Origin of the sequence: Streptomyces sp. NBC_01716, from assembly GCF_036248275.1 — a bacterium.
In the GTDB taxonomy this organism is placed as follows: domain Bacteria; phylum Actinomycetota; class Actinomycetes; order Streptomycetales; family Streptomycetaceae; genus Streptomyces.
On the sequence record NZ_CP109181.1, the window covers coordinates 825,807 to 844,063 of the forward strand.

Here is an 18,257-nt window from a genome sequence, read left to right on the forward strand (position 1 = left end):
CGTGCTGTCGGTCACCGGTCTGACCAAGACGTTCCCGGGCGCACGCGCGCTCGACGGCGTGGACTTCGCCGCCCTGCCGGGCGAGGTCCACGCGCTCATCGGCGAGAACGGCGCCGGGAAGTCCACCCTCATCAAGGTGCTCACCGGTGTGTACCAGCCCGACGAGGGCGAGATCGTCCACGACGGGCGCCCCGTGCGCTTCCAGACCCCGCTGGAGGCGCAGCACGCCGGGATCTCCACGATCTACCAGGAGGTCAACCTCGTCCCGCTGATGAGCGTGGCGCGCAATCTGTTCCTGGGGCGGGAGCCCCGGAACAGGCTCGGGCTCATCGACTTCCGCCGGATGCACGGCGAGGCCGACGAGGCGCTGCGCTCGCTGGGACTGCGGGTCGACGTCAAGCGTCCGCTGCGGACGCTGGGCGTCGGGGCGCAGCAGATGGTGGCGCTCGCCAGGGCGGTCTCCGTCGACGCGCGGGTGGTCATCATGGACGAGCCGACGTCGTCGCTCGAACCACGCGAGGTGCGCACGCTGTTCGGTGTGATCCGGATGCTCAAGGAGCGCGACATCGCGGTGGTGTACGTGAGTCACCGGCTGGACGAACTGTACGAGGTCTGCGACAAGGTCACGGTGCTGCGCGACGGCAAGCTCGTGCACACCGGGCCGATCGCGGACCTCGACCGGCTGCGGCTGGTGTCGCTGATGCTCGGCCGTGAGATGGCCGAGGTGCGCGGCGAGGGGGTCACCAAGTTCACCGGCGACCACCACGCGGGTCGTGAACCGGTGCTCGGCGCAACGGATCTGACGGTACGTCATACACTGCACCAGGTCTCGGTCGAGGTACGGCCCGGTGAGGTCGTGGGCCTCGGCGGGCTGCTCGGTTCGGGGCGCAGCGAGACGGCCAAGGCCATCGCGGGCGCGCTGCCGCCGGACTCGGGGAAGGTGGTGGTGGCGGGCTCCCCCGTGCGTACGGGCTCCACGCCCGCCGCCATCCGGGCCGGCATCAGCCTGCTGCCCGAGGACCGCAAGGCCGAGGGCATCGTCCCCGGGCTGTCGGTGCGGGAGAACATCGCGCTGGCCGCGCTCCCCGGGCTCTCCCGGTTCGGTCTGGTGGACGATGCCAAGGTCGACAAGATCGTGGACACCTTCATGAAGCGGCTGCGGATCAAGGCGTCCGGGCCGCACCAGAAGGTCGGCGAACTGTCCGGCGGCAATCAGCAGAAGGTGCTGCTCGCCCGCTGGCTGGCGATGCAGCCGAAGGTGCTGCTGCTCGACGAGCCGACCCGTGGCATCGATGTCGGAGCCAAGGCCGAGGTGCAGGGCCTGATCGACGAACTCGCCGACGAGGGGCTCGGGGTGCTGCTGATCTCCTCCGACATGGAGGAGCTGATCGAGGGGTCGGACCGGGTGGTGGTCCTCAAGGACGGCGCCGTGGTCGCGGAGTTGACCGGCGACGACGTCACGGAGGACCGGTTGCTGCACGCGATCGCTGCGGCCCCGGAGTCGGACGCGGAGCTGAAGACGGTCGCGCCGGACGCCGCGGCGATCGTGGGTGCGGAGTCGCCGCCCCCGTCCGCTGCCCCGCCGGTCGACAAGACCTCCTCAGGAGGGGAGACGGACCATGACTGAACTCGCCCTGAAGGGAACCCCCGTCGACCGCGCGCGGCTGCTGCGCCTGCTCCAGGACTACGGCGTGTACGCGGGCGTCGCCGTCCTGCTGCTGGTCAACATCGCGCTCACCCCGCACTTCCTGTCCACGGAGAACTTCCGGACCCAGGCCGTCCAGGTAGCGCCGGTGCTGATCGTCGCGCTGGGCATGGCGCTCGCGATCGGCAGCGAGGGCGTCGACCTGTCGGTCGGCTCGGTGATGGCCCTGTCGACGTCGCTGCTGTCGCTGTACCTCGGCTACGGGCCCTGGGTGGCGCTGATCGTCGCGATGATCGGCGGCGCTGTCATCGGCCTCGCGAACGGGTCGCTGATCGCGTTCATCGGCGTCCAGCCGATCGTCGCCACACTGGCGTTGATGGTCGCGGGACGCGGCATCGCCCTCGTGCTGCTGCCCCAGCTCAAGGACGTACGCGACCCGGGCATGTCGTCGCTGGGCTCGGGCGACGTGTTCGGGATTCCGTATCTCGTACTGATCGCCGCCGCCCTGGCGCTCCTCGTCGGATTCATCGTGAAGCGCACGACCTTCGGCCGGCAGCTCCTCGCGATCGGCGACAGCAGGCCCGCCGCACAGCTCGCCGGGCTCCCGGTGCGCCGTGTGCTGATCCTCGTCTATGTCATCGCCGGCGTGCTCGCCGCGATCGCGGGCGTGCTCGCCACCGCGCGGCTCCAGGCCAGCGACCCGACGTCGCTCGGCACGCTGATGGAACTGTCGGCGATCACCGCGGTCGTCGTCGGCGGCACTCCGCTCAGCGGCGGCCGGATCCGGATCGGCGGGACGGTGGCCGGCGCCGTACTGATCCAGCTGCTGACGGCGACGCTCATCAAGCACGATCTGCCGCCCTCCTGGACGCAGATCGCCCAGGCAGTCGTGATCGTGCTCGCGGTCTACGCGGCACGCGAACGGGGAAAGCGATGACCCACACCCACACGGAGCGTCCGGCCCGCGCCACGGGCGACGGCCCCTCCCCCGGCAAGGACACCCCCGACGAGGCACCGCTCGGCGCGAGCCGGGCCGACCATCTGAGCGCGCTCGCCCAGCAGCACGGCGCGCTCGTCACCCTGCTGCTCGTCGCCATCGGCGCGTCGATCGGCTTCGACACCTTCCTGACCGGCGACAACCTGGAGAACATGGCGGTCTCGTCGGCGTTCCTGGCGATCGTCGCCCTCGGGATGACCTTCGTGATCATCACCGGCGGTATCGACCTGTCCGTCGGCTCGCTCTTCGCGCTCGGCGGTGTGCTCGGCGCGTGGGGTTCGCAGTACGGCACGCTCGTCGCGCTGCTGCTGCCACTGGCCGTCTGCGGTCTGATCGGCCTCGTCAACGGACTGCTGATCGCGAAGGCGCGGCTCGCGCCGTTCATCGTCACGCTCGCCGCGATGCTCGCCGCCCGCGGCATCCTGCTGGCCATCACCGACGAGGGCTCCAACACCTATCTGGTGGACGAGAAGTCCTTCTTCGCGAGCCTCGGCCAGGAGAAGCTGCTGGGCGTCGGGGTGCCGGTGTGGATCACGGTGGCGCTCTTCGTGGCGGGCGCCGTGATGCTGCGGCGCAGCCGGTTCGGCCAGTACGTGTACGCGGTCGGCGGCAACGAGGACGCGGCGGCCCTGATGGGCGCGCCCGTGGCCCGTACGAAGATCGCCGTCTACACGCTCTCCGGACTGTGCGCCGGACTGGCCGGGGCGCTGAACGCGGCGTGGCTGGTCTCGGGCGTGACGATCCTCGGCACCGGCATGGAGCTGGAGGCGATCGCGGCCGTCGTCATCGGCGGCACGCTGCTGACGGGCGGCTTCGGCTTCATCAGCGGGTCGCTCGTGGGCGTTCTGCTGCTGAAGGTCATCCAGAACGTCATCAACCAGATCGGCTCGCTCGACTCGGCGTACCAACAGGTCGTCAGCGGCGCCTTCCTGGCGGTCGTGGTGATCGCCCAGACCTGGCTGGGCAGGCGGCGCCGGATGATGTGACGGGCGCGCGTTCCGTTCCCGGGCGCCGGAGGGGGTGAGGGCCCTCCGGCGCCCGAGGACGTGTCCGGGACCGGGTCCCGACCGGTCCGGTTTGATCCGGTCCGGTCCGGTCCCGAAGACATGCTCTAGACGACCCGCTGGCCCTTCCCGAGTGCGATGACCCCGTTCTTCGAGACGGTGTAGAGCTCCTCGTCCCGCCCCGGATTGACGCCGATCGTGGCGCCGGGCGGGACGTCCACGTTTTTGTCGAGGATCGAGCCGCGGACGACCGCGCCGCGCCCCACCCGTACGTTGTCGTGGAGGACCGAGCCCTGCACCACGGCGCCCTCCTCGATCACCACGCCGGGAGAGAGCACGGAGCGGGTCACCTGGCCGCGTATGACGCAGCCCGGGGCGACGATCGACTCGCTCGCGATGCCGCCCGCCACGAACCGCGCGGGCGGGAGCTGGCCGGCGTGGGTGTAGATGGGCCAGCGTCTGTTGTCGAGGTTGAACTCCGGCTGGTGCGAGATCAGATCCATGTGCGCGTCGTAGTACGAGTCGAGCGTGCCCACGTCGCGCCAGTAGCCGTGCTCGCGTGCCGTCTCGCCCGGCACATGGTTGTCGTCGAAGTCGTAGACCTGTGCCATGCCCTGCTCGGTGAGCATCGGCAGGATCGAGCCGCCCATGTCATGGACCGACGACTCGTCCTCGGCGTCCCTGTGCAGCGCGTCGACCAGGATCTTGGTGGTGAACAGGTAGTTGCCCATCGAGGCGAAGACATGCTCGGGGTCGCCCGGCAGCCCCGGCACGTCGGACGGCTTCTCCTGGAACCGGTCGACACGCGTGCCGTCCGGCCCTGGCGTGATGATGCCGAACGACGACGCCTCGGCGCGCGGCACCCTGATGCCGGCGACGGTGACGCCGGCCCCGCTCTCGATGTGCCGGCGCAGCATCTGCCGCGGGTCCATGCGGTAGACATGGTCGGCGCCGAACACCGCGATGTAGTCAGGCTGTTCGTCGTGGACGAGATTGAGGGACTGGAGGATCGCGTCCGCGCTGCCGAGATACCAGCGCGGTCCGAGCCGCTGCTGGGCGGGCACCGGCGTGACGTAGTTGCCGAGGAGACTGGACATCCGCCAGGTGGTGCTCACATGGCGGTCGAGCGAGTGCGACTTGTACTGCGTCAGCACGCAGTTGCGCAGGATGTCGCCGTTGACGAGATTGGACAGGACGAAGTCGACCAGGCGGTACGTACCGCCGAAGGTCACCGCCGGTTTGGCGCGGTCGGCGGTCAGCGGCATCAGCCGTTTGCCTTCCCCGCCCGCCAGCACGATTCCGAGCACCGAAGGTCCACCACGCATCGCCGCTCCTTATGTTCGCGACCTCACCGGTCGTCCGGATCCGTCTACCCGGGCTATTTCGCCTTGAGCAGCTCTTCGTACACCTTGTACGTACGGCGGGCGACCCGGTCCCAGCCGAATTCGCGCACCGCGCGGTCCCGCCCCGCGGCGCCCATCGCCGTCGCCGACTCCGGGTCGTCCAGGACCCGGTTGAGCGTCTCGGTGAGGGCCGACTCGAAGTCCTCCGGGTGCCGCTCGTCGTACGGCACCAGCAGGCCCGTGCTCCCGTCGTCGACGACCTCCGGGATGCCGCCGACCGCAGAGGCGACGACCGCCGTACCGCAGGCCATCGCCTCCAGATTCACGATGCCCAGCGGCTCGTACACCGACGGGCAGACGAACACGGCCGCGTGGCCGAGCAGTTGGACCACCTCGGGGCGCGGCAGCATCTCGGGGATCCAGAACACTCCGTCGCGGCTGCCGCTCAGCTCGTCCACCAGCTCGCGGAACTCCGCCCCGATCTCCGGTGTGTCGGGCGCGCCCGCGCAGAGCACCAACTGTGCCTCGGGGTCCAGCGCGCGGGCCGCGCGGAGCAGGTGCGGGACGCCCTTCTGCCGGGTGATGCGGCCGACGAACAGCACGAAGGGGCGGTCGAGGTCGATACCGATCCGCTCCAGCACGTCGGTACGGGGGTCCGGGCGGTAGAGGCGGGTGTCGATGCCGTTGTGGATCACCCGCACCCGGTCCGGGGCGAGCGAGGGGTAGCAGTCGAGGATGTCGGTGCGCATACCGTGCGAGACGGCGACGACGGCGTCCGCAGCCTCTATGGCGGAGCGCTCGGCCCAGCCGGACAGCTCGTAACCGCCGCCGAGCTGCTCGGCCTTCCAGGGCCGCAGCGGCTCCAGCGAGTGGGCGGTCATCACATGAGGGATGCCGTAGAGCAGCTTGGAGACATGGCCGGCGAGCGCTGCGTACCAGGTGTGCGAGTGCACCAGGTCGCTGCCTTCCACGGCGGCGGCCATCGCGAGATCGACGGAGAACGTGCGCAGCGCGTCGTTGGCGCCTTCGAGTCCGGCTGCGGCCCGGTGCCGTACGACGCCCTGGGCCCGCTCCTCGGCGCCGGTGCCGTCCTCGCCCCAGCAGTGCACGCGCAGCTCGGTCAGTTCGCGCAGCTCGCGGGCCAGGAACTCCACGTGGACGCCCGCGCCTCCGTACACATCCGGCGGGTACTCCCTGGTCAGCAGCCCGACCCTCACGCCATACCCCCGTCGCCCGACGATCTCAGCCATGTCATGGTCACCCGGAAACCTCTCGTGGGGAAGAGCGCTGCGGCGGCCGGTCGAAGACGCAGTCCCCGCAGAGGCCGCCGGAGGGGCAACGGTAGTAGAGGCAGCAGCTGTGGCGGCGGAAGGAGCCGTGCCGCGATACACCCGTGGTTCGCAGGTCGGGGTGGGCGAAGAGCGCCGCGCCGATGGCGGCGGCCCGCTCGCCCGCCTCGGGCCGTCCGGCCCGGCCGCTCCAGACTCGGAGTTCGCGTACGGCCCCCGCCAGGGCCGAGCCGGCGTTGCCCCACAGCAGGCGCGGCGAGATACGGCCGTCGGCCCGCAGGGCCGTCGTCAGCGGAACGAGATGGCCGTACTGGACCACCTCGCGGACCGCATCGGCGAGGGCGGGGACTGTGCCCCCGTCCGTGGGGAAGGCGCGTGGCTCGGGCAGCCGGAGGTCGTCCGGCGAGGAACGGAGCGGGGCCCAGTGCAGCCGCGCCGGATCCAGGTGAGGGACCTCGCCGTGCAGCGCGGCCGAGCCCAGTGCGACCGACCAGAGCCGGGCGGCGAGCCCCAGTTGCGCGACGGACGCGGCGATCCGGCGCTCGGGCGCGCCGAGCTTCCGGGCGACCGTGTCGACGCGCGCCGAAAGTGGCGCGATGTCGCCCGCGTAGATCTGTGCGAACGGGATGTACGCGCCGCCTTGGGCGAGCCCTTCCGTGGGTCCTTCGGCCGCCTCCGTCCGCAGGGCGAAGAACCCGCCCACCGACCCGACCTCCGCGAGATCCATCTGCCGCCCCCGTCTCTGATCATCACCGCTGTCTTCGATCGTCACCGACCATTACTGTCCGTAACGTCCGGCGGTCGCGGTGAGTGCCCGTTCCGGAGCGCCGCGTGCCCCCGGCGACTCCGCCCGAGGTCGGAGGCCACCGTCAGGGGAATGACTACGGCTCCACCGACGTACTACTACAGCAGTACGTCGGAATGCCGTCTTCAGGACGACGACTAATCGCACCTGGCGAGAGATCGTGGATATATGAGTGCACTCGCGCTGTCCGTGCTGCTGTCACTGGTCTCCGCGGTCGCGTACGCGGCCGGGGCGATCCTCCAGGAGCGCGTAGCGGCTGACACACCGGCCAGGCCTTACGCGCCCCTGCATCACGGCGTGTGGTGGGCCGCTGTGGCGTTGAACGGTGTGGGCGGACTGCTTCACGTCGTCGCGCTGGCGTACGGACCGCTCAGCCTCGTACAGCCGCTCGGTGCCCTGACGATCGTCTTCGCGCTGCCGATGGCGGCCGTCTTCGTCCGCCGCAAGGCGGGTGCCGCCGCCTGGCGCGGGGCGCTCCTGGCGACGCTCGGACTGGCCGGGCTGCTCGCGCTGACCGGCTCCGCGGGGTCCCACTCGCTGGGCTCCGGTGAGCGCATGTTCGTGGCCGTCGCCACCGCCGGTGTGGTGGGCCTGCTGTTCCTGGTCGCGCAGGCCGTGAACCGTCCGGCCGTCCGCAGTGTGCTGCTGGCCGCTGCGGCCGGTGTCGCCTTCGGTATCTCCTCGGTGTTCACCAAGACCGTCGCCGTCGACTGGAGCGAGGGCACGCTCGGCGGTCAGGTGCCGAGCCTGCTGGTCATCGCGGTCCTGGCCGTGGCCGGGCTGCTGCTCTCGCAGGCCTCCTACCGAGGCGCGGGGCTCGCCGCGCCCCTGGCCACGGTCACGGTCGTGAATCCGGTGGTCGCCGCCGCGGTCGGACTCACCCTGTTCAACGAGGGATTCCGGTACGGCCTGACGGGCGGCCTGCTCGCCCTCGGCTTCGGTGTGGTGACCGCCGGCGGACTGGTCCTCCTGACGACGGAGCGGCTCGCCGCGCAGACGGCGGCGGCTGCCGGGGAGCCCGCCCTCGGCGCCGAGGCCCCGGGCAGCGTCGCGGCACCGGACAACGGACAGGCCGGAGCCACGCGGGTCGAGCAGCGTCACGCCTGGGCGCACCCGGCCGCCTGGCACCGGCAGCCGAGCCGGCGCCAGGGGCCGGACCGGCCCGAGCACAAGGCCGTGCGCCACATCCTGCGGCGGACCGTCCGCTCAGAGGCGGACTCCGCCCGCCCTGAGGTAGGAGACGGGGTCGATGTCGGAGCCGTAGCCGGGCCCCGTTCGCATCTCGAAGTGGAGGTGCGGTCCGGTGCTGTTTCCGGTCGATCCTGACCGTGCGATGCGCTGGCCCGCGTTCACCTTCTGACCGTCACGCACGTTGAGCGCCGACAGGTGCGCGTACTGGCTGTACTTGCCGTCCCCGTGCCGGATGACGACCTGGTAGCCGTACGCCCCCTCCCAGCCCGCCGACACGACCGTGCCACCGGCCACGGCCTTCACCGACGTGCCCGTGGGGACGGGGAAGTCGACGCCGGTGTGGTAGCCGCTCGCCCAGGAGCCGGCCTGCCGGTACGGGGTGCCCGTGCCCGCACTGACCGGCGCGCTGAAGCCGGACGACTGCTTGGGCTTCGACGCCTCCTGTTTGGGCCGCGGCTTCGACGCCTGCTGCTTGGGCTGCTGCCGGGGCTCTTCCTTCGGCTTCTCCGCCCGCGGCTCGGGCTTGGGCTTCTCGGCCTGCTTGGGCGGCTGCGCCTTCGCGGCGGGCTTCTTCGCCGGCTTCTCCGCCTCCTTGGGAGGGGCGGGCGCCTCGGCGGCCGGCTTGTCCTTCGAAGGGGCGGAGACGTGCAGGACGAGCTTCTGTCCGGGGAAGATCAGATCGGGGTCGCTGCCGATGACCCTGCGGTTCTCCTCGTACAGCCGCTGCCAGCCGCCCCGCAGTTCCCTGGAGGCCGCGATCCCGGAGAGCGAGTCGCCTCCCGCCACCGTGTAGCCCTCACGCTCGGTCGGCACGGACGTGGGCGAGGCGGCCTTCTTGGGATCGCTCCGAGGGGCGCTCGCCGAGTCGCCGGCCTTCCGCGCGGACGCGGTGTCCTGGCCGCCCCGGGGGTCGCGGGCCTTGGCCGGTGACACGTCGGGGGCGTCGCCGCCGCGTGTGAGTCCGGCCTCCACCGAGCAGTGGGGCCACGCTCGCGGTCCCTGGCCCTTGAGGACCTTCTCGGCTATCGCGATCTGCTGGTCCTTGGTGGCGAGGTCGGCGCGTGCCGCGTACTGCCCGCCGCCGAACGCCTCCCACGTGGACTGGCTGAACTGAAGCCCGCCGAAGTAGCCGTTGCCGGTGTTGATCTGCCAGTTGTTCGTGGACTCGCAGGCCGCGACCTTCTCCCAGGTGTCCACGGGAGCCGCGTTCGCCGTGCCCGCGCCGATGAGTGGCAGGGCGATGCCCGCGCCGCCCGCCGTCACGGTGAGCGAAGCGCGGTTGATGCGGCTCGGCTGGTATCTGCGGTGGCGACCGGTTGCGGCCATGGTCTCGGCTCCCCCACTGGCAGGTAAGGACGTCTGGGACACGTCGCAATCGGTCAACTTAGGGCAGTCGCATGTGCAATGACAAGGGCTCACCCGGGGAGCCCGCACGGCACGTGTGCGCCCGCCGTGCGTCGTCGCAGCCCAGGGGCCGGGATTGACAGCCGACGGACCGTCCGGCGAGTCTTGGGCAGTCGACGGGAGAGCGCTCTCCAACAGGATTGAAGGGGCGGTATGGCCGAGGACGAGACCGAGCGGCTGCTGGAGAAACTCGACACCGGGCAGAAGGTGCGTCTGCTGACGGGCGCCAGCAACTGGCGTACGTACGGCGAACCGGCCGTCGGGCTCCGTCCCCTGACGATGTCCGACGGACCGGCCGGCGTGCGCGGCGACGCCTGGGACGAACGGCGGACCTCTCTCGTCCTGCCGTCGCCGACCGCTCTCGCGGCCTCCTGGGACGAGGAGTTGGTGCGGGAGCTCGGCGGGCTCCTGGCCGCCGAGGCGCGTCGCAAGGGTGTCCAGGTGCTGCTTGCGCCGACCCTGAATCTGCACCGATCGCCGCTGGGCGGGCGGCACTTCGAGTGTTTCTCCGAGGATCCGCTGCTGACCGCGCGCGCGGGCGTCGCCTTCGTGACGGGCGTACAGGAGGGCGGGGTGGCGGCCACGGCCAAGCACTTCGTGGCCAACGACGCGGAGACGGACCGGCTGCACGTCGACGTACGGGTGGACGAACGGACCCTGCGCGAAATCTATCTGGCCCCGTTCGAGGCGGCCGTGGACGCGGGTGTCTGGGCGGTGATGTCCGCGTACAACAAGGTCAACGGCGAGACGATGTCGGCGAGTCCGCTCCTGGAGCTGCCGCTGAAGGGAGACCGGCCGGGCGACGGAAGCGGACCGGCCGACGGACACGAGCCGCCGTACGGCGGCTGGGGCTTCGACGGGCTGGTCGTCTCCGACTGGGGCGCGGTGCGCACCCTGCTCGACAGCGCCCGCTCGGGCCAGGACCTCGCCATGCCGGGCCCGGAGAGCCCCTGGGCGGCCGGACTGCTCGACGCCGTGAAGACGGGCCTGATCGACGAGGCGCTGATCGACGCCAAGGTACGGCGGCTGCTCCGGCTCGCCCGCCGGGTGGGTGCGCTGGGGCCTGTCCGGCGGCTGTTGACCCCGTACTCCGGGCAACGGGCCCTGCTGCGGCGGGCCGTCGCCGCCGGCACGGTCCTGCTGCGCAACGAGGGCGGCCTGCTGCCCCTGGATCCGTCCCGGACGCGCCGCGTCGCCGTTATCGGACCGCACGCGACGGCCGTACGGATCCAAGGAGGCGGCAGCGCCGAGGTGTTCCCCTCCTCCGTGGTCACGCCGCTGGAGGGGATCGAGACGGCGCTGCGCGAGGCCGCCGGGGCCCCGGACCGGGCGGCGGCCGATGTGACGTACGCGCCCGGCCTGCCGCCCCACACCCGCCCGCGCCCGCTCGACCCGGCCTGGACGCGCGACCCGCGCGACGGTGAACCGGGCGTTCTCGTACGGCTGCTGGACGCCGCGGGCGCCGAACTGCACGCCGAACACCGCCTGTCGGGCCGCATCGTGGAACCGGCCCGCGTCCCCGGCGCCGTCACCGTGGAGATCAGCGCGCTCGTCCGCCCCACGGAGAGCGGCAGTTGGACGCTGGGGGTGGGCGGCTGGGGGCTCATCTCCCTGTCGGTGGACGGCCGGACGCTCCTGACGGGTGACTTCCCGCTCGACAGCGACGACCCCACCCGTGTGCATGTCTCCCCGCCCTACCGTTGTACGGAGGCCGAGTTGACCGAGGGCGTGGAGGCGGAGGTCGTGGCCCGGCGGCGGCTCGACCCCGGAACGGGTGTGGCCACCCTGCTGGCCGCAGCGCCCCCGCCGGGTGACGCGGAGAGCGCTCTCGCCGCCGCCGTGGCCGCCGCGAGGGCGGCCGATGTCGCGGTGGTCGTGGTGGGCACGACCGAGGAGAGCGAGTCCGAGGGCCGCGACCGCGAGTCCCTGGCGCTGCCGGACGGGCAGGACACGCTCGTACGGGCGGTGGCCCGCGCCAATCCGCGCACGGTGGTGCTGGTGAACTCGGGCGGCCCGGTCGCGCTGCCCTGGCACCGTGACGTACCCGCGCTGCTCCTCGCCTGGTTCCCCGGCCAGGAGGCCGGACACGGCCTGGCCGACGTGCTGTTCGGCGCCGCCGAGCCCGGCGGACGGCTGCCGACGACCTGGGCGCTGGCCCAGGAGGACGTCCCGGTGCTGGGCACCCGGCCGCGCGGCGGACGCCTTCCTTACGAGGAGGGCATCCACATCGGCCACCGCGCGTGGCTGCGGGCCGGGGCGGAGCCCGCGTACTGGTTCGGCCACGGGCTCGGCTACACCACGTGGGAGTACGAGGAGTTGGAGGCACCGGACACCGTGCGCGGGTCCGGGGAGGCCGTCGACGTACGCGTACGGCTGTGCAACACCGGCCCGCGCAGAGGCCGTGAGGTCGTCCAGGTCTATCTGGCCCGCCCGGACACGGCGGTCGACCGGCCGGTGCGCGCGCTGGCGGGTTACGCGGCGGTCGAGGCCGGTCCCGGCGAGGAGGCCGTGGTGACCGTACGGCTCGGGGCGCGGGCGCTGTCGCACTGGTCGACGGAGCACGGCCGCTGGGAGAGCGAACCGGGCAAGTTCACGCTCCTGGCGGGGTCTTCGTCGGGAGAACTGCCGCTGCGCACGGCTCTCACGGTGCGGGCGACGGGGCCGCTCACGGCGGGTCCGTCGATGGAGAGCGCTCTCCGCTGATGCTATAAATGCGCTCATGACGGAGGATTCACGAGCGGCCGGCGCGCCCACGCTGGAGGATGTCGCCAAGGCGGCAGGGGTCTCGCGCGCCACCGTCTCCCGCGTCATCAACGGCGTGCGCAACGTCGATCCGGTGATCCAGGCGGCCGTACGGGACGCGGTGGCGGTCACCGGGTACACACCGAACCGCGCAGCCCGCTCGCTGGTCACCCGCAAGGCGGACTCGATCGCCTTGGTGGTCTCGGGCGCAGGGGACGACCCGCCGCCGGTCGCCGCGACGGCGGGGCCCTCGGTGTCCGCCGCCCAGGGGAGCCGCGGGGGTGACGGGGAGAGCGCCGGATTCGACGGCGGTGTGGGCTCGTTCATGACCGAGGTCTTCGCCGACCCGTTCTTCGGCCGGGTGGTGACGGGCGTCGTCAACTTCCTGCGCCCGCGCGGGATTCACCCGGTGCTCATGTTCGCCGAGACCTCTCGCGCGCGGGACGAGGTGGTGTCGTACCTCCGTCAGGGCAGCGCCGACGGCGCCCTGGTCGTCTCGACCCACGCGGAGGACCCGCTGCCCGCGCTCATCACGGACGCCGGTCTGCCCGCCGTGCTGTACGCGCGCCCCGCCCGTCCGGTACGGATCAGCTACGTCGACCTGGCCCACCAGGACGGCGCCCGGCTGGCCGCCGAGCATCTGCTGGCCCGCGGCTGCCGGCGGATCGCGACGATCGCGGGACCGTTCGACGTACCGGCGGGCCAGGACCGGCTGGCGGGCTTCCGGGACACGATGGCCCGGCACGGGCATCCGTACATCCCCGTCGCCGAGGGCGAGTTCACCGAGGAGAGCGGCGCCTCGGCCATGGAGCGGCTGCTCGCCGAACACCCGGATCTGGACGGGCTGTTCGCGGCGAACGACCTGATGGCGGTGGGGGCGTGCCAGGTGCTGCGCGAGCGGGGGCTGCGGGTGCCGGAGGACGTCGCGGTGATCGGCTTCGACGACAGCCGCGCGGCGGCGTCCTGCCGCCCCCCGCTGACGACGGTGCGTCAGCCGGTGGAGGACATGGCGGCGGAGATGGCGCGACTGCTGCTGGACAGACTGTCCCGCCCGGACCGCCCGGTGACATCGGTGATCTTCGAACCCACCCTGGTCGTCCGCGCGTCGGCCTGACCGTTCCTACGCGCCCTGCGGCCCGTCAGGGCTTGGTCTCCAGCGCCGGTGGTGTGGTGCGTGACCACCGGTCCGCCGGCACCACCCCGCGCGTGCTCCCCGGCCGGGGCGTCTCGTCCGGCAACGGCCGTGTCCCCCCGCGCGCCAGGAAGTCCGACAGCGGCAGCGTCGCCGCGCCGACCGTGACCGCGTCGGGGCCGAGGCGCCCCAACTCGACGGTCGCCCGCGCCCCTGTGTGCCGCAGCGCGTACTCGCGCGCGTAGCGGCGGATGTCCGGCAGCAGGTGCGGGCCGATCTGGAGGCCGGCCCAGCCGCCGAGCAACACCCGTTCGGGCAGGAACAGGTTGATCAGGTCGGCGACGGCCGCGCCGAGGCATTCCGCCGTCTCGTCGAGCAGTGACACCGCGACCTGGTCGGGCGCGGGACCGCCGGGCGGCGGGAAGGCCGCGGCCAGCAGGGCCGCGAGGGCCGTCTCGTCGTCCGCGTCGGCGGGGAGCGGACCGCCCGCCTCCTGCCATCGTTCGCGCATCGCCTCCGCGCCCGCGTACGCCTCCAGACAGCCGATGGAGCCACAGCGGCAACGGCGTCCGCGCAGCTGCACGGTGGTGTGGCCCCATTCGAGGGCGCTGCTGCGGTGGTTCCCGTCGAGCGCGCCGTCTTCGCCACCGTGAATCACGCTCGCGCCGACTCCTGAACCGATGAGCGCGATGGCCGCCGTCCCCGCGCCCCGGCCGCCGCCGAACCACATCTCGGCCTGGCCCAGGGTCTTCGCGCCGTTGTCGATGAAGAGCGGGACCTCGTCCGGTATGTCGACGGCCGTGCGCAGCAGTTTCTCGAAGGGAACGGCGGCCCAGCCCATGGTCTGTCCGTGCACGACCGCGCCCTCGGGTCCGCCGCGCTCGATGATGCCGGGGACGCCGATGCCGATGCCGATGAGTTCGCGCGGGTCGGCCCCGGCGTCCCGCAGGACGTGGGCGACGCCGGTGCGGACGTGCGCGACGATACGTTCGACGTCGTGGCCGTGCTGCGCCAACAGCCGTTCGGTGCGGGCGAGTTCGGTCAGGGACAGATCGAAGAGCTCGACGCGGACGCGGGTCTCGCCGATGTCGATGCCGATGAGGAGCGCGCCGCCGGGGGCGACACGCAGCAGCGTGCGCGGTCTGCCGCCGTCGGAGTCGACCACTCCGGCCTCCTCCAGGAGGCGCTCGGCGGCCAGTTCGGTGACGACGTTGCTGATGGAACCTGAACTCAGACCGGTCGCGGGACCGAGCTCCTGACGGCTCAGGGGCCCGTTGAAATACAACCGTTGCAACACCCTCGCCCGGTTGCCCCGGCGCAGGTCACGCACTGTTCTTCTGTCCCGTTCGGCCATGGTGCTCCTTCCCAGCAGGCAACATACCCCGGCCCCAGACCTTGACGCGACCTTCCCTCACCTCTTAAATCACGACATAAATTAAGCCGTGAGGCCGCGTTCGACTCTCGAACGCGGCCACCCCGGAAAGGGGCCGTCCCATGCGCCGAACCAGAGCCGCAGCAGTCATCACCCTTGTCACCGCCCTCGCCGCCACCGTCACCGGATGCGGCGGCGGTACGTCCACCGACGAGGGCGGCAGCAACGACTCACCGAAGACGCTCACCTACTGGGCTTCCAACCAGGGCCCGAACATCGAGGCGGACAAGAAGATCCTCACTCCCGAGCTGAAGAAGTTCGAGAAGGAGACGGGGATCAAGGTCAAGCTCGAAGTGGTGCCGTGGTCCGACCTGCTCACCCGGATCCTGGCGGCCACCACGTCCGGCCAGGGCCCGGACGTTCTCAACATCGGCAACACCTGGTCGGCCTCGCTCCAGGCGACCGGTGCGCTGCTGCCCTGGGACGACAAGAACTTCGAGGCGATAGGCGGCCGGGACCGCTTCGTCGACTCGGCCGTCGCGTCCGCCGGTGCGGAGGGGCAGCCGCCGGCGGCCGTACCGCTGTACTCGCTCGCGTACGCGCTCTACTACAACAAGCAGATGTTCGCGGACGCCGGTATCGACGGACCGCCCGCCACCTGGGACGAGTTGGTCGCCGACGGCAAGAAGCTGTCCAAGGACGGCAAGTGGGCGCTGGGCACCGAGGGCGGCAATCTGTCGAACAACATCCACCAGGTCTTCGCGCTCGGCCAGCAGCACGGCGACAACTTCTTCGACGCGTCCGGCAAGCCGACGTTCACCACCGACGGCAATGTGGCCGCCGTGAAGCAGTACATCGACTTCATGGCCAAGGACAAGATCATCGCCCCGGGCAACGCGGAGTACGCCCAGAACCAGTCGCTGACCGATTTCGCCAAGGGCAAGACCGCGATGGTGCTGTGGCAGGCCGCCGCCTCGACGTTCGCCTCGCAGGGCATGAAGCCCGAGGACTGGGGCGCGGCGCCCGTGCCCGTGCCGTCCGGCACCCCCGGCACCGGCGAGCAGGTGAACTCCATGGTCGCCGGCATCAACATCGCCGTCTTCAAGAACACCAAGAACATCGAAGGCGCCAAGAAGTTCGTCGAGTTCATGACGAGCGACGCCGAGCAGAAGCTCCTCAACAAGACCTACGGCTCCATCCCGCCCGTCGCCGCCGCCCAGTCCGACCCGGCGTTCGCCGCGCCCGACCTGAAGGTCCTGCGCGACACCCTCGCGGGCAGCGCGGCGCCGCTCCCCCAGGTGCCCGAGGAGTCGCAGTTCGAGACCGCCGTCGGCACCGCCGTCAAGGACCTGTGGGCGGACGCCGCCTCAGGGACCCCGGTGACCACCGAGTCCGTCAAGAAGCGGCTGGACAAGGCCCAGCAGCAGATGCAGCAGTGAGGCACCGCCCATGACGTCCACCGTGACTCCCCCCGTACGCGAGTCGGGCAGCGGTGCGGACCAGGGCGACGGGGGCGCGCGGCGGCGACGGCTGCCGCGCATCCCCGACCGGATCCGCCAGGGCGGGCTGCCCTACCTGCTGCTGCTCCCGGCCGTACTGCTCGAACTGCTCGTGCACATCGTCCCGATGGTCATCGGGATCGTGATGAGCTTCCGCGAACTGACCCAGCTCTACATCAACAACTGGGGCAACGCTCCGTGGCGGGCCTTCGACAACTACAAGATCGCCGTCGACTTCGACGCCCCGCTCGGCGAGGCGCTGCTCCACTCGTTCTACGTCACCTGTCTCTTCACCGTCATCACGGTCGGCCTGTCCTGGCTGTTCGGCATGGCCGCGGCCGTGATGCTCCAGGGGAACTTCCGCGGCCGGGGCCTGTTGCGGGCGGTCTTCCTCACGCCCTACGCCCTGCCGGTGTACGCCGCGGTCATCACGTGGGCGTTCATGTTCCAGCGCGACAACGGCATGATCAACCATGTCCTGCACAACCAGCTCGGCCTCACCGACGAGCCGTCCTTCTGGCTGATCGGTGACAACAGCTTCATCGCGCTCGTCGTCGTCGCCGTCTGGAAGTCCTGGCCGTTCGCCTTCCTGATGCTGATGGCGGGGCTCCAGAACATCCCGCGCGAGCTGTACGAGGCGGCGTCCATCGACGGCGCGGGCATCTGGCAGCAGATCCGCAAGATCACCCTGCCGTCGCTGCGCCCGGTCAACCAGGTACTGGTGCTGGTGCTGTTCCTGTGGACGTTCAACGACTTCAACACGCCGTACGTCCTGTTCGGCGAGTCGGCGCCCGAGGCGGCCGACCTCATCTCGATCCATATCTACCAGTCGTCGTTCGTCACCTGGAACTTCGGCACGGGCTCCGCGATGTCCGTCCTGCTGCTGCTCTTCCTGCTGCTGGTCACGGCGGTCTATCTGGTGGCCACCTCGCGCGGAAGGAAGGGCTCCGGTGCCGTCTAAGGCCCTGGCCGGCAAGGCCAGATCTCCCCTCGCTCCTCCGGCGTCCTTCCGCTGGACGCGCCGGATCATCCTGGCGTTCCTCACCGCCTTCGCCCTGCTGCCCGTCTATGTGATGGTCAGCAGTTCACTGAAGCCGCTGGAGGACGTGACCGACACGTTCCAGTGGATCCCCTCCGAGATCACGATCCGCCCGTACTTCGACATCTGGGACACCGTCCCGCTCGCGCACTACTTCATGAACTCACTTCTCGTGGCGGGTGCGGCGACGGTGCTGTCGGTGACGATCGCGGTCTTCTCCGCGTATGCCGTGAGCCGCTACCGGTTCAGGGGCAAACGCGTCTTCACCGTCACGGTGCTCTCCACGCAGATGTTCCCGGGCATCCTCTTCCTGCTCCCGCTGTTCCTGATCTTCGTCAACATCGGCAACAGCACGGGCGTCGCCCTCTACGGGTCGCGCGGCGGGCTCATCCTGACCTATCTGACGTTCTCGCTGCCCTTCTCCATCTGGATGCTGATCGGATACTTCGACTCCATCCCGAGGGATCTGGACGAGGCGGCGATGGTGGACGGCTGCGGTCCGTTCGGCGCGCTGTTCCGGGTGGTCGTGCCGGCCGCGATCCCCGGGATCGTGGCCGTGGCGGTCTACGCGTTCATGACGGCCTGGGGAGAGGTCCTCTTCGCGTCCGTGATGACGAACGACGAGACCCGCACGCTCGCCGTCGGTCTCCAGGGCTACGCGACCCAGAACGACGTGTACTGGAACCAGATCATGGCGGCCTCGCTCGTCGTCAGCGTGCCGGTCGTCGCCGGATTCCTGCTTCTCCAGCGCTATCTCGTCGCGGGGCTGACGGCGGGCGCGGTGAAATGACGGGC

General features: G+C 71.0%; 14 protein-coding genes. 9 read left to right on the forward strand and 5 right to left on the reverse strand.

The window, feature by feature from the left end; genetic code table 11:
* Position 1 precedes the first annotated feature (1 nt).
* Genes OIE74_RS03570 through OIE74_RS03580 form a run of 3 tightly spaced genes read left to right on the forward strand, consistent with a single transcriptional unit; the run spans position 2 to position 3,628 of the window.
* The gene (locus OIE74_RS03570; RefSeq protein ID WP_329378301.1) at positions 2-1,627 is read left to right on the forward strand and encodes a sugar ABC transporter ATP-binding protein; all 1,626 of its coding nucleotides are present in this window, start codon (positions 2-4) and stop codon (positions 1,625-1,627) included.
* Positions 1,620-2,582, forward strand: a complete 963-nt coding sequence (locus tag OIE74_RS03575; protein WP_329378303.1) for an ABC transporter permease — start codon at positions 1,620-1,622, stop codon at positions 2,580-2,582. The genes OIE74_RS03570 and OIE74_RS03575 overlap by 8 nt, the downstream gene beginning before the upstream one ends.
* Entirely contained in the window at positions 2,579-3,628 is a 1,050-nt protein-coding gene (locus OIE74_RS03580) for an ABC transporter permease (protein WP_329378305.1), read from the forward strand. Before OIE74_RS03575 ends, OIE74_RS03580 begins: the two co-directional genes overlap by 4 nt.
* 125 nt (positions 3,629-3,753) lie before the next feature.
* Here OIE74_RS03580 and glgC read toward each other — a convergent pair whose 3' ends face one another.
* The 3 genes from glgC to OIE74_RS03595 are packed head-to-tail and all read right to left on the reverse strand — an operon-like array spanning position 3,754 to position 7,005.
* Positions 3,754-4,971, reverse strand: a complete 1,218-nt coding sequence (glgC, locus tag OIE74_RS03585) for a glucose-1-phosphate adenylyltransferase (protein WP_329378307.1) — start codon at positions 4,969-4,971, stop codon at positions 3,754-3,756.
* Positions 4,972-5,024: 53 nt separating this feature from the next.
* A complete protein-coding gene (glgA, locus tag OIE74_RS03590) occupies positions 5,025-6,206 on the reverse strand; it encodes a glycogen synthase (protein ID WP_329392153.1) in 1,182 nt (393 codons plus the stop codon).
* 40 nt (positions 6,207-6,246) lie between these two features.
* Entirely contained in the window at positions 6,247-7,005 is a 759-nt protein-coding gene (locus tag OIE74_RS03595; RefSeq protein WP_329378310.1) for a (2Fe-2S)-binding protein, read from the reverse strand.
* A gap of 246 nt (positions 7,006-7,251) precedes the next feature.
* Between OIE74_RS03595 and OIE74_RS03600 the strand changes: the two genes are divergently transcribed.
* Positions 7,252-8,409 (forward strand): DMT family transporter, encoded by a 1,158-nt coding sequence (locus OIE74_RS03600; RefSeq protein ID WP_329378312.1) that lies wholly within the window; start codon positions 7,252-7,254, stop codon positions 8,407-8,409.
* Here the strand turns inward: OIE74_RS03600 and OIE74_RS03605 are convergent.
* A complete protein-coding gene (locus tag OIE74_RS03605) occupies positions 8,290-9,600 on the reverse strand; it encodes a peptidoglycan DD-metalloendopeptidase family protein (RefSeq protein ID WP_329378314.1) in 1,311 nt (436 codons plus the stop codon). The genes OIE74_RS03600 and OIE74_RS03605 overlap by 120 nt on opposite strands.
* 231 nt (positions 9,601-9,831) lie before the next feature.
* Here OIE74_RS03605 and OIE74_RS03610 point away from each other — a divergent pair, with 231 nt between their 5' ends.
* Positions 9,832-12,381: a glycoside hydrolase family 3 C-terminal domain-containing protein gene (locus OIE74_RS03610; protein ID WP_329378316.1), complete on the forward strand. Its 2,550-nt coding sequence runs from the start codon at positions 9,832-9,834 to the stop codon at positions 12,379-12,381.
* A gap of 16 nt (positions 12,382-12,397) precedes the next feature.
* Positions 12,398-13,534 (forward strand): LacI family DNA-binding transcriptional regulator, encoded by a 1,137-nt coding sequence (locus OIE74_RS03615; protein ID WP_329378318.1) that lies wholly within the window; start codon positions 12,398-12,400, stop codon positions 13,532-13,534.
* A gap of 25 nt (positions 13,535-13,559) precedes the next feature.
* On the opposite strand, the gene OIE74_RS03620 is transcribed toward OIE74_RS03615, so the two are convergent.
* Positions 13,560-14,906 carry an ROK family transcriptional regulator gene (locus tag OIE74_RS03620; protein ID WP_329378320.1) on the reverse strand — a complete coding sequence of 449 codons (1,347 nt, stop codon included), beginning with the start codon at positions 14,904-14,906 and terminating at the stop codon, positions 13,560-13,562.
* A 140-nt stretch (positions 14,907-15,046) separates the two neighbouring features.
* Between OIE74_RS03620 and OIE74_RS03625 the strand changes: the two genes are divergently transcribed.
* Genes OIE74_RS03625 through OIE74_RS03635 form a run of 3 tightly spaced genes read left to right on the forward strand, consistent with a single transcriptional unit; the run spans position 15,047 to position 18,252 of the window.
* Positions 15,047-16,363 carry a sugar ABC transporter substrate-binding protein gene (locus tag OIE74_RS03625; RefSeq protein WP_329378322.1) on the forward strand — a complete coding sequence of 439 codons (1,317 nt, stop codon included), beginning with the start codon at positions 15,047-15,049 and terminating at the stop codon, positions 16,361-16,363.
* Positions 16,364-16,373: 10 nt separating this feature from the next.
* Positions 16,374-17,384: a carbohydrate ABC transporter permease gene (locus tag OIE74_RS03630; RefSeq protein WP_329378324.1), complete on the forward strand. Its 1,011-nt coding sequence runs from the start codon at positions 16,374-16,376 to the stop codon at positions 17,382-17,384.
* Complete coding sequence (locus tag OIE74_RS03635; protein WP_329378326.1) at positions 17,374-18,252, forward strand: carbohydrate ABC transporter permease; 879 nt, start codon at positions 17,374-17,376, stop codon at positions 18,250-18,252. Before OIE74_RS03630 ends, OIE74_RS03635 begins: the two co-directional genes overlap by 11 nt.
* Positions 18,253-18,257 lie beyond the last annotated feature (5 nt).